This window comes from Sphingobacterium allocomposti (genome assembly GCF_008124885.1).
GTDB classification, from domain to species: Bacteria; Bacteroidota; Bacteroidia; order Sphingobacteriales; family Sphingobacteriaceae; genus Sphingobacterium; species Sphingobacterium allocomposti.
On sequence record NZ_VNHX01000033.1, the window covers coordinates 1 to 13,369 of the forward strand.

The 13,369-nt window shown below is 46.5% G+C and carries 6 protein-coding genes; 5 read left to right on the top strand and 1 reads right to left on the bottom strand.

Going from position 1 to position 13,369, the window contains the following annotated elements; translation table 11 throughout:
* Window positions 1-57: 57 nt before the first annotated feature.
* On the bottom strand, window positions 58-4,122 hold the full coding sequence (locus tag BC792_RS17340) for a hybrid sensor histidine kinase/response regulator transcription factor (protein WP_170250075.1): 4,065 nt from the start codon (window positions 4,120-4,122) through the stop codon (window positions 58-60).
* Between the two features lie 330 nt (window positions 4,123-4,452).
* On the opposite strand from BC792_RS17340, the gene BC792_RS17345 reads away from it, so the two are divergent.
* The 5 genes from BC792_RS17345 to BC792_RS17365 are packed head-to-tail and all read left to right on the top strand — an operon-like array spanning window position 4,453 to window position 13,257.
* On the top strand, window positions 4,453-7,596 hold the full coding sequence (locus BC792_RS17345; RefSeq protein ID WP_211357576.1) for a SusC/RagA family TonB-linked outer membrane protein: 3,144 nt from the start codon (window positions 4,453-4,455) through the stop codon (window positions 7,594-7,596).
* Between the two features lie 17 nt (window positions 7,597-7,613).
* A complete protein-coding gene (locus BC792_RS17350; protein WP_211357577.1) occupies window positions 7,614-9,542 on the top strand; it encodes a RagB/SusD family nutrient uptake outer membrane protein in 1,929 nt (642 codons plus the stop codon).
* Window positions 9,543-9,561: 19 nt separating this feature from the next.
* Window positions 9,562-10,761: a DUF5000 domain-containing lipoprotein gene (locus BC792_RS17355; protein ID WP_148910289.1), complete on the top strand. Its 1,200-nt coding sequence runs from the start codon at window positions 9,562-9,564 to the stop codon at window positions 10,759-10,761.
* Between the two features lie 22 nt (window positions 10,762-10,783).
* On the top strand, window positions 10,784-11,986 hold the full coding sequence (locus BC792_RS17360; protein ID WP_170250076.1) for a DUF4998 domain-containing protein: 1,203 nt from the start codon (window positions 10,784-10,786) through the stop codon (window positions 11,984-11,986).
* A gap of 17 nt (window positions 11,987-12,003) precedes the next feature.
* Complete coding sequence (locus tag BC792_RS17365; protein WP_148910291.1) at window positions 12,004-13,257, top strand: fibronectin type III domain-containing protein; 1,254 nt, start codon at window positions 12,004-12,006, stop codon at window positions 13,255-13,257.
* The last annotated feature ends 112 nt before the right edge of the window (window positions 13,258-13,369 follow it).

Below are 13,369 nucleotides of genomic sequence, written 5' to 3' on the forward strand. Positions count from 1 at the left end.
TAAAATTGAAATCCGTTTAATCGAAAAACCGCTGTAACTAACTATATTTCAAATATTTCAAAGAGAAATTTTAGATTTTAATGGGACAGCAATGACATGGGCGAATTTCTTTTTGTATTCGGAGGGCGTACAACCAAAGAGCTTTGTAAACTGTTGTCTAAAATGTTTGATGTCACTGAACCCGGCAGCGTAGGCAGCCTCATTGACATTGGCGTTGGTGTCGACTAACAGCTGCGCCACCTTACGTAGACGGATATATCGGATAAACTCGTTCGCCGACCTTCCAGAAATCGCTTTGATACGCCGATACAGGTTTGAGTGGCTCATGCCTAATTGGTCTGCAAGCAGTTTGACGGAAAAGTCGGGATTAAGGAAATGTCTTTCAACGGCGTCCATGGCCCGGTTTAGAAAGTCGCGGTATTCTTCGGGTATTCTGTGGTCGTTACGCTGGAGGGTTACTTCGCTATGAAAATAGCGATGTAAGCGGTGTTTATTTTCGATGAGGTTGCGGACCCTGGCTATCAGTATATCCTGATCGAACGGTTTGGTTATATAATCGTCAGCACCGCCCTCAATGCCTTTTAGTTTGACATCAGGCGAGAAACTGGCCGTTAGGAGAATGACCGGTATATGGCTCAGTATCTGGTCTTTTTTTATCCTTTCACATAAGTCTATGCCGGAGACCTCATGCATCACCACATCACTGATAACGATGCCGGGTTCTACTGTTTTTAATAGTTCTAAGGCTTCTTCGCCGCTCTTCGCCTCCAGGATGTCGAAATCGTCCCGGAAGAGTTTCCGGATATAGGCTCGTATTTCAGTGTTGTCGTCGACGATTAGCATGATGTCCCGCTCTGAGGTCAACGGTTGGATGGAGGGCGTTTTTTCTTGATGGGAGGATGAGGCGACGGGTACTTCGGCCTCTATAAACTCCTGTATAAAAGCCGAATGTTCATTCACATCTTCAAAAACGAGTTTGTTGTCCATTCGGGACGCTTCGGGGGCCAGTGTAAGGATAAATGTGGTTCCTCCGAGGTCATTTTGTTCGAACCTGATATCTCCATTATGGGCTGACACAAATTTCTTCACGAGGAACAGTCCGATGCCAAACCCTTCTTTGGCCTGGCTGTTGCTTGAATAGTCGCGCTGAAACGGCTTAAATATTTCTTCGCTCAAGAGCGACTGTGTCCCGTTTCCGGAATCCTCGACGGCCAGCATCATATTACCCTGTTCTTTGAATAGCTTTATCTCTACTTTCCCGCGGTCTGCCGTAAACTTTATGGCATTGTGGAAGAGATTAAATAAGCAAATTTCCAATTTTTCTCTGTCTCCGTATAAATCGAACGTTGTATCGGCGCACGAAAAACGGTAGGATATTCCCCGTGAATGTGCTAGTTGCTGGAAGCAATAAAAAACTTCCCTTGCAAGCACGGCGAAATCGAGTTTCACGATACGGAGTTCGTCCAGCCCATTGTCGGCCTTTCTGAATAGTAACAGTTTATCGACAAGGCTGAGCAAACGTTTTGAATTGTTGTAGATATGGTGGAGCTCAGGGATAATGGAGGCATGCTCCTTTTTATGGTGTACAATATCTTTTAAAGGATTGACAATGAGTGTTAGCGGTGTGCGGAATTCGTGCGCAACATGCGTGAAGAAGGTAATCTTTTTTTCGTTGAGTTCGTGCTCTTTATTCCGTTCAAACTCGGCGGCCTTTATCTTGTAGATTAATCTTGCTCTATGTTTGACATACCGTTTATAGAGGTAGAGGACGCTTAAGATCAGCAGTGCATAACCGGTATATGCCCATCCGGTACGGAACCATGGGGGAAGGATTCGAATAGTGACCGTGCGTTCGACCGGATTCCAGCGGCCGTTTGCATCGGTAGATTTAATCCGGAGGGTATAGGTACCTTCCTTCAGGCGTGAATAGCTTGCTGAGCGCATTGCGTCGACATAGCGCCAGTCTTTGTCCCACCCTTCGAGGTAGTATGCATATTTGATTTTTTCAGGGAAGGTATATTCCAGCGCAGCAAAAGAGAATGATAGTACGGCTTTCTCGTATGGTACTTCCATCTCGTTAACCGATGTGAGGGGCGCGTCGCAGTATGTTTTATAAGAGCCGTATGGTTGATTGTCTATCTGAAAATTGGTGAGAACGAGTTTCGGGAATGGGGTATGGAACTGCATGTCGGAAGGGTGGAAAACGTTGAAGCCTCTTATTCCGCCGAATACCATGCGGCCGTCGTTCAGCTTTAATGCGGCATTGTAATTAAATTGATCACTCTGCAGGCCGTCTGATTTGTAAAAATTGTGAAACCTAAGGTTGGCGGGATTGAACTTAGACAGGCCATGGTAAGTGGCTATCCAAAGATTTCCCAACTCATCCTTCAGTGCGCTGAGTAGGGTATTGCTGGGAAGACCATCTTTTTCTGTATATCTGTTGATGGCGCCGGATTGGGTGTTTAAATGGACGAGGCCCCCGCCTTCGGTGCCCACCCAAAGATACTTGTTTCCCGCTCCATGGATAAACCGTATGGGGGTGCCAATCTCAAAGGTCCGGACTTCCTTTGTCCGGCGGTCCAGACGTGTCAGGCTCGACCAGGATCCCGCCCATAGAATATGTTCGTTCTCCTCAAAAAGGCTGAGAACATCGTATACGGGAAAATGGGCAGGCAAAAAAACGTCTGTTTTCCGGTCGAGGATGTAAATTTGTCCACCATTTAAGGTAGAGGCCCATATGTTGTCCTTGCTGTCTTTGAATAAGCGCCACGCTGTCTGGTTGAGATAGTCGGTGTTTGGATAAAAGCACCGGTACGCTTTGACCTTTCCATGTTTGATGTCCAACCGAAATATACCTCTGTCATAGGTGCTGATCCATAGCTGCTGGTGTCGATCCTGTATGAGATCCGTGATGAAAGCATGATCCCGTATATAATCGTTGTCTATATTATACTTCCGGTAGATTTTCCGGAGGTTGTCCCATTTCAATAAGCCAGCTCCCTCGGTACCTACCCACAGCGTATGGTCGTCTGCTTGTTCCAGCGAAAGAATAAAATCTTTTGGGTTGACATTTCTAAATAACGAAGCATTTGTGACAAGCTGAAACTTACCTTTATTCGGATCGATGATGTTAATGCCGCCTCTCAAGGTTCCAATCCATTGTCGTGATTGCTGATCCTCGTAGACGCTGAAAACGGAGTTGCTCGTTAGTTGCATTTTTCTGATTTCATCCTCTGGCGCAAGCAGGCCGCTATGGATATCCATTTTGTGGATGCCGCCACCGTCTGTGCATATCCACATCTTTTGATCCCTGCCGAAATACAGGTGCACAATGCGCTCCGTGGGCAGTCCGTTTTGGGCGTCATACCATATATTCCGGCCGTCGTTCGGATCGTATCGGGTGATTCCCCAATAGTCTGCCAGCCAAAGATGTCCGTCGACAGAGGATGCTACGGCGGTTGGGTTGTATTTCCCTTCCCGTTTTATTTTAACTGTTTCTGTCTGGTCGTCGTAGTAACAGATGCCGATATCCTGAACAACCAGCCACAAACGGCCATCGGGAGTTTTTGTCATGCCGCGGACGTTGTAATGGTGCAGGGATTCCTGTTTTGACCTGACGAGAGGGATGGAAGTCCCGACGTAACCGCCAGTTGTTTTCTCTATTGCTAACAGTCCTGCCTGATGTGTTCCGGCAAACACTTGTCCTGCATGATCACGTTCGAGTTGGTTGATCGAGAAATTAATGGAATCGAGACGATTATCCGGTTTGCGCAGGCTTAACCGGGAAAACGTTGTATGGCTCTTGTCAAGTATCGCTGCGCCTACCTTCGTCGCAACGTACAGGTCGCCGTCCTTATCTTCAACGACGCCGGTGATGCGGTTGTCGGGTAAGGACTGCGGGTCGAGGGGGCTGTTTTTAAATATTTTAAACGCGTAGCCATCGTAACGATTAAGACCGCTGTGCGTACCGAACCACATGTACCCACTTTGGTCTTGATAAATGTATGTCACATAGTCGTTCGAAAGCCCATGATCTATCCCGAGATAGTGCGCCTGGGATTGCCCGTAGAGGGAAACAGCAAGGCCTAGGAATACCACAGAAAGAAGGACTGCAATTCTCATAATTGGATCGGTATATATTGGATAATACCTAAAGGTAGCAAAGATAATGATCCGGTGCAAGTGTGGCTTTGACATTTAATAGATGGAGGTTGCTGTGAATGAGGGTCACATATATATGGAATGGGAATCTGGTTAAAATCCGGCTGCTGTTGGTTAAAATCCGGTTAAGTGCCCCTTGGGAGATCCTGAATTGGCTGCCTGGCGCTCATTTTCCCCCCTGTTTTTGACCAAATACCCGCCGGACGTTTGTCGACCGCCTTTGTACCTTGCGACAGTACAACTAACCAAATTCTATGGATGATGATACAATACAGTAAACTTAAGAAAAACTTGAGGTGGTTACTTTCTTTCATGTTGATGTGTGGTGTTGCGCAGGCACAACACGTGAACGTCAAAGGGGTTGTTACCAGCAATGAAGCTCCATTAGAAGGAGTAACCGTCGGCGTTTTAGGTGGGGAGGCTCGGGCTGTAACGGATGGTTCGGGCATTTATGCGATCAGCGTACCTGCGGCTTCGACACTTGTTTTTAGCAATGTAGGTTATGTTCGTCAGGAGATTTCTTTGCGAGGAATGGAAATTGATGCTACGGGGACGATAACATTGGACGTGATTTTGGATGAAGACGATAGCGTTATTGAGGATGTTGTCGTCACAGGATTTGGACAACGGGAGAAGAGAACATCTGTCGTTGGTTCGGTGACAACGATAAATCCCAAAGAGCTCAAAGGGCCAACAAGTAACCTGACCACCATGATGGCTGGTCGTGTGGCGGGCATGATTGCCTTCCAGCGAAGCGGCGAGCCGGGGGCGGATAATGCCAACTTCTTTATCCGTGGTTTAGGAACATTTGGAACCGGAAAGCAGGATCCGTTGATTTTAATTGATAATGTCGAATCGACGCCTACTGATATGGCTCGGTTACAGCCCGATGACATCGCCAGTTTTTCCGTGCTTCGAGACGCAAATGCAGCCGCTATGTATGGTGCACGTGGAGCGAATGGAGTGGTTTTAATAACTACTAAACTCGGTACAGAGGGGAGTACGAAGTTCGATTTTCGAGTCGAGAACAGATTAGCTTCGAACACGCGAAATTTTGCTTTTACGGATAATATCACCTATATGCAGATGGCAAATGAGGCCTATCTTACACGTCCTATGGATGCCGGGAGCGGACAGGGTATGCCCTATTGGCAGACAAAAATAGATCATACCGCTGCGGGCACGGATCCTTACTTGTATCCCAGCAACAATTGGATAGATCAGCTTATTAAAGATTATACATTTAACCAAGGGTATAATTTGAGTATCGCCGGTGGCGGATCTAAAGCCCGCTATTATTTGGCAGGAACCTATAATATAGACAACGGAAACCTGAAAGTTGACGGCCTTAATAACTTTAACAACAACATTAAACTGAAAAATTATTCGGTACGCTCCAACGTGGATGTAAACTTCACACCCAGTACGACAGGTATTGTCCGTGTATATGCGCAATTCGACGACTATACGGGGCCTATAGGTGGTGGTCAGGCGACCTATAATAGGGCGATCTGGTCAAATCCGGTGATGTTCCCCGCGGTCTACCCGCAAGAGCACATGCCGTATGTAAATCATCCGTTATTTGGTAATGCATTAACGCGTAACGGGGGCCTGTTTGTCAACCCTTATGCAGAAATGGTACGTGGTTATCAGGAGTATAACACTTCAACGATGATGCCTCAGGTGGAGTTAAGACAGGATTTGAGTTCCCTAGTTCCTGGCTTAAACCTGACTGGTATGGCTTATTTACGGCGTTATGCTTATTATCAGGTAAGCCGAGCGTATAATCCTTTTTACTACTCGGCTATGGCCAACCCTGCCGGTGGAGGTATGCTATTGAATGTGATGAACGATGGCGGACCGGGATCGGTCGGCGAAGTAGGACGTGAATATTTAGATTATAGCGAAGGTGGGAAGGACGTGTCATCCATGTTTTATGCGCACGCTATAGCGAATTACAATCACGCTTTTGGTAAACACAATGTCGGTGGGACCGTTATTGGTTTGATACAAAATGATATTACCGGTAATTCCGGTAGTCTGCAACTGTCTCTACCGAAGCGGAATATCGGTGTATCCGGTCGATTTACGTATAATTATGATGATCGTTACATTGCCGAGTTCAATTTCGGATACAATGGATCCGAACGTTTCGCAAGAAACAAGCGGATGGGATTTTTCCCCTCTTTCGGTTTATCGTACAATCTGCATAATGAACCCTTTTTTGAGTCCTGGCGTGGGGTTCTCAACAGTTTCAAACTCCGCGCAACGCACGGTTTCGCCGGAAATGATCAGATTGGCCGCGAAGAGGACCGTTTCTTTTACCTATCCGAGGTCAATATGAATAGTGGAAGTTACGCATTCGGTGAGTTGAGTGCCTATTCAACATCGACCATTGCCATTAATCGTTATGCAAATGCCGGTATCACTTGGGAACGATCGCAACAAACCAATATAGGTTTGGATTTAGGCTTATTTAATGAATTGGAACTGAATGTAGATTTGTACCGACAGTTGCGGACAAATATCCTGACACCTAGATCGTATATTCCAAATACGATGGGCTTGCGCGCTGTAATTTGGGCAAATACGAACGAAGCCGAGAGTAAAGGGGTGGATTTGACCCTGAATTACAATAAGAACCTGTCTAGTGGGTGGTATGTTCAGGGACGCGGTACCTTGACTTATGCTGTGAGCAAAGTCTTGGTGACGGATGAGCCTGCCTATGCCGTTAATTCCAGATATACTGTGGGCCATTCGGCTGCGCAAACCTTTGGTTATGTCGCAGAACGTCTTTTTGTCGATGACCAGGAGGTAATGAACTCGCCGATACAGTTTGGCGTGCCGGGCGTTGAATATTTAGGCGGCGATATAAAATATCGCGATATTACAGGGGATGGCCAGATTACCGACATGGACAGAGTGGCTATTGGTTATCCCACAACACCGGAGTTGATATACGGATTCGGTGCCACGGTAGGTGGTAAAGGGCTTGATTTCTCATTTTACTTTCAGGGTTCGGGTCGTTCATCTTTCTTTATAAACCCAGAAAATATTTCGCCTTTTTACCTAAACGGAGGACATCAAAATGGCTTGCTTCAGGCCATTGCAGACGATTACTGGAGTGAAGACAATAGAAATTTGTATGCTTTTTGGCCGCGATTAAGTGAAGGAGTGATAGGAAACAATAACCAAACGTCTACCTGGTGGATGCGGGATGGAACATTCCTTCGTCTGAAAACGGTAGAGTTAGGATATACTTTTAATAAAGGTATTATGGACCGTATCCAGGCAAAAAATCTACGGATCTACGCTAACGGCATGAATTTATTTGCCCTTAGCCGATTTAAATTATGGGACGTAGAAATGGGCGGAAATGGTATAGGTTATCCTATCCAAGCGACTTATAATTTAGGTGTACAGCTTAGTTTTTAGATTAAAAATTTATACAGATGAAGATGATAAATGTTAAGCATATAGCAATGCGCTTAGGTTACCTATTATTAGGAACAATTGGGGTAGCCGCATGTGCTGATTATATTGATGTGGTACCTGACGGAGTAGCAACGATTGATCATGCTTTTACCCTGCGCAATGAAGCCGAGAAATTCTTGTTTACTTGTTACGCTTGGCTTCCCAATAATTCGGATGCTCAGAGCAATACAGGTTTTCTGGCCGGCGACGAAGTGTGGATTCCGGTTGCACAACGAGAAATATATCCGGCCAATAACTGGCGTATCGCACGTGGTGGACAAACTGTAGTCTCTCCGCTAGTAAACACTTGGGGTAGCGGTATGTGGACGGCCATCAGAGATTGCAACATCTTTCTGGAAAATGTCTCCGACCTGAATAAGGTGCCCGATTTAAGGCTTGATGAACGTTCTCGCTGGTTGGGTGAGGTGATGTTTTTAAAGGCTTACTTTCATTGGTTGTTATTTCGTCAGTATGGTCCCATTCCGCTGGTGAGAGAAGATATCGCACTGGATGCGCCAGAAGAGGAAGTACGCGTCCTACAGCGCCCTGTCGACGAGGTCGTCAATTATATTGTAGAGTTGCTCGACTCAGCAGCGACGACAAACGTACCGACCATTATCACAGACCGCTCGTCGGAACTTGGCCGGATAACGAAGCCTATTATTGCGGCCGTTAAGGCTGAGGTATTGCTAACAGCTGCTAGTCCACTGTTTAATGGAAACACGGATTATTCGCAGCACACGAATACCGCCGGTGAAGCCTTATTTAACCCAACCGTCGATCCAAGTAAATGGACGCGTGCTGCCGAAGCTGCGAGGGAGGCTGTTGCCGCAGCTCAAGCTGCCGGATTTCAATTGAAAACCTTTAATAAAGCCCAGTATGGTCAGTTTACACTCTCGGACTCTACAGCAACATTGCTAGGGCTAGAACTGGGTTTTAACGAGCGCTGGTCGTCTGAGGTGATCTGGGCGAATCCGAATCACGGCGCGTGGAATATACAACGGGATGCAATGCCGAGATTGCAACCGGAAGCTACGGTGAGCGACGCACGATCACACTTGGCCGCACCGATTAAAATTGCAGAGATGTTTTACAGTCGCAATGGAGTACCGATTACCGAAGATCGAACGCTAGATTTCTCCAATCGCTTTACTCTAAGAACTGCTGGACATGAGGAACGCTTCTATATTGAAGATGGCTATACCACTGCGCGGCTGAATTTTGATCGCGAACCCCGTTTTTATGCCTTTCTCGGCTTTGACGGTGGTGTGTGGTTTAAATATGATACGCCAAGCTTAACAGACGAGAACACTTACGTGGTGAGGGGAAAGCTCAATGAGCAGTCGGGTGCAAATACATACGGTTGGGTAAATGAAACCGGCTACTTTCTCAAGAAATTAGTGAATTGGGAACAGGCGGTTACGAGTTCAGGGGTAAGCTACCAAACCTATCCTTGGCCGAATATTCGTCTCTCCGACGTATACCTGATGTATGCTGAAGCTTTAAACGAGGCGGAAGGCCCGTCGGAAGAAGTGTTTCGTTATTTAGACTTGATTCGTCAGCGGGCGGGACTGAATGGGGTGGTTGATTCTTGGGCGAACTACTCGAGTAATCCGAATAAGCCTATGACTCAGGAAGGTCTGCGCGATATCATTCAGCGGGAACGCATGATTGAGCTTGCCTTTGAAGGGAAGCGCTATTGGGATCTCCGCCGTTGGAAATTGGCCGTAAACTACTTCAATCAGAACATTACCGGCTGGAGTGTACACCAAGAGGCAGAAACCGACTATTACCAATTGCGGACATTATTTTCTCAAACATTTGTTGCACCGAGAGATTATTTCTGGCCAATTGCGGAATATGAATTGACGGTTAATCCGGCTTTAAGGCAAACGTTAGGATGGTAAAACCTATTAAAAATTGAAGATGATGAACATGTTTAAGTATATATCTGTGACCTATTTGTTACTCTTGTGTCTTTGGACGGGTTGTTCAGAGGAACTTAGAGAAGCTACTCTATATAATGGTACGCCTCCTGGCCGGGTGTCGAATGTGCAGGTGGAAAATTTGCCGGGGGGAGCAAAGATTTCGTATACACTACCGCGAGATCAAGACCTGTTATACGTAAAGGCCACGTACGTCCTGCCCTCCGGTCGGGAGATGGAGGTAAAATCCTCTTATTATAATAATTCATTGGTGGTGGAAGGTTTTGCTGACGAGAATCCACACGTAATTAAGTTGTATTCGGTAAACCGTAGCGAGGTCGAATCCGAGCCAGTGGAGGTAACTGTCGAACCACTAGAAAATCCAATATGGGCTACATACCGCAGTATGGAGGCTATTGCCGCTTTCGGAGGGATACGTGTGATGGCAGAAAATGAAAACGAAAAGGATTTGACCATCATGGTGATGATAGACTCCTTAGGGGAATGGGTACCGGCATTAGATAATATCTATACGTCAGCAAAAAATATCGACCGTACGATACGTGGTCTGGATACCATTCCGCAGGAATTTGCACTAACGGTTCGGGACAGATATATGAATTTTACAGATACCTTGGTCGTAAAAATAACACCTTTGTATGAAACTGCATTGCCGAAATCAAGGTACGCTGCGGTTGTCTTGCCTGGGGATGTAGGACAGGGGTATCAGAGTACGGGACTGGCGAGAATGTGGGATGGTGATATCATCAATTGGCCCAACATATCGATGACCGACGCCTCGGTACGCGAGCCACAGTGGGTAACCTTTGATACGGGCGTGTTGGCACAAATGAGCCGTATTGTCATCTGGGACTATCCGGAATACACGAATAGTGGTCGTTTGTATTACTTTGGTGGTAATCTGCGCAATTTCGAAATTTGGGGATCAGATAATCCGCCTTCAGATGGTAGCTGGAACAATTGGCACTTGTTGGGAACCTTTCAAAGTGTAAAGGTATCCGGTTTGCCGGTAGGCCAACAATCAGATGAAGATTACCAGTTGGCGAATGCCGGTTTAAGCTACGATTTCGACGTCGCCGCCCCGCGCGTGCGTTATCTGCGGATTCGCTCCACACGTAACTGGGAGGGGTCTACCTTTATGGCCATTGCGGAAGTGCAGGTCTATGGTGACCCACGTTAGTGTAAACTTAAACAGAAAAAAGATGATGAACAGTATAAAAAAATATCAGTGGGTTGGTATGGTCGTCATAGGTTTTATTGCGGCAGCTCTGGGAGCTTGTTCAAAAAGTGATGACTATAAGAAATACTTGGAAGGGGGTGAAATCACTTATACCGGTAAAATCGACTCCGTGACCGTCTATTCGGGACATGAACGCGTATACGTTACTGGGCTTTTTAAGGCAGATCCCAAAATTGAAAAGCTAATTGTCTATTGGGGGAATCGTGCGGATTCCGTGACAGTACCGATTGAACGTACACCGGGAATAGATACGCTGCAGTTGTATATCCCGATAGAAGAAGGGGTGCATAATTTTGAATTTGTAACCGTAGACGGCGAAGGAAATCGTTCCCTTAGTGTGTTTCGTACGGGCACATCCTACGGAAATCGTTACATCTCGGGTTTGATTAACAGGCCCTACAACCTTGCTGATTACTTTGCCGGCGATCTTGCAGCGACTATCGGTTGGGGAGGCATTGATCTAACGAGTGGTGCCACGTTTACGGAGGTAGAGTTTACGAATACTGAAGGTAAACGGATTATCCAGTTGGATTCTATTCACGTCTCCGAGAGCATCTTGAAGGATTATATGCCGGGATCATCCTTACGGTATCGTACAGTGTTTCTTCCGGATACCATTAGTGTTGACACCTTCTATAGCAGTTACGTGAGTGATATCGTTCCGAATCTAGCTTATTTGAGGAACATTTCTTTTCCCTTTCAACGTGCGGCCTATGATGGCAACCGCTGGGGAACACCTGCTGGGTGGACAGTAAATGATGCAGCCAGAAATATAGGTAATGGCGCTTATGGCGGCTACGAACTCAGGGGCGTTGGAGGAGCCTTATCACTCGAAGGTGGTTGGGGCTTGCCAGGCGTTATCAATGGTAAGATTTATCAAACGACGAACCTACAGCCGGGAACCTATCGCATAACGATTAGTGCCATCGAACGTGGCGCGGCCGGGTCGGTGCATTTTGCGGTCGCCGAAGGCAAAGCACTCCCTAACGAGGCTGATTTAGACGGAAATACTCTCGTCTATACGGCTCTTCCGGACAATAACGCGAGAACGGTCGAGTTTACCTTGTCAAAAGCCGCCGAGATAACAGTTGGCTTTATTGGAAATATGCCCGACTCCGGATCGTATTTCAAAGTCATAGGCGATATTGTATTTGAAGTGTTATAACGCTTATTTTCAAGAATATGAAAAACTACTATATGTTGCTCGGTTTGCTGGCTGTTTTTATACTCAGTTCTCCGGCTTGCAGTAAATCGAACGATGGTCCTAACGGTCGTGAGGAGGAAAGTGTTGAGCCCGATAATATCGAACTGGCGACATTAGGCGAATTGTCTTTTGCACAAGTTACGACGACAGGAGTCGTGATCACCGGTTTTATTACGGATCAGGGGGGAGCACACGTGCGTAGCCGTGGTGTTTGCTGGTCAACCAGCCCCTCACCTCGCGTTGAGGACGAGTCAGCGGAGGCTGGTTCAACAAAAGGCTCTGGCGAGTTTTCCGTGCAGCTTAGCAATTTGCTCCCCTCAACAGAATACTATGTGCGCGCTTATGCCCGAAACGCGGGAGGAATTGCCTACAGCACCGATTTTTCTTTTCGCACAACCGATGTTCAATCTGTTGAGTTTGCTACGCGTCCCATGTTTATTATCGGTTCTTCTTTAGCATCGTATGATGTGGAAGTGCTCAGTAATGGTGGTGGGCAGATTACCGAATTAGGTGTTTGTTGGGGGGAAGAGGGACTTCCCACTGTAGACGGTAGTCAGAAGGCTGTATATGGCGGAACAGAAGTGAATATGGGAGGCGTTTATCGCATCAATATGGCGAATTTGAGTGAACGAAGGGATTATCATCTTCGAGCCTATGCAATTAATGAGACCGGCGTTAGCTACGGTTCGGCTATTCCTTTTCGTACCATTGGCAAAGGAAATATGACCTATACATTCAATCGAGCAGACAACCCTACAGCGGAAGAACAAGCGGCCTATGACCGCTTGCAAGTGGCTATCGATAGTGCGGTGTGGTATGTCAATAACTATACTTCGGTGACCAAGCATGTTTGGTTGAACTACGATCCAGGGGTACCAACGGCTGATGCGAATAACGAAGGATGGATGCGCTTTGGGGCAAGTGCCGATTTTCATAATATCCGTACTATGCTGCACGAGATGAATCATACTGTCGGTACCGGTACAACCAGCTGGTGGTGGAACTCTGCAATCAGAAATGGAACCTACCAGTTTCCTGAAGCTAACCAAATCATCAAGTATATTAATGGGGACGCGGCAGTAATTAACGGAGATAGTCAACATTGGTGGCCATATGGGCTAAATCAAAACTCGGAAGTGTCCTCCAGTTGGGATTATGTATATAACTGCTTGATTATTGAGGCGATGCGTCGGGATGGTATGACCTCGCACAGCGGTCCATACGATCGTTAATGTTTGGGAGGGTATTCTGATTCAACAATTGTACAGTGTAAAGAATAATAAATCATGAAGAAGACAATTTTATTTTGTACGTTGCTGTGGATGGTGTAGTATATTTAGTAGT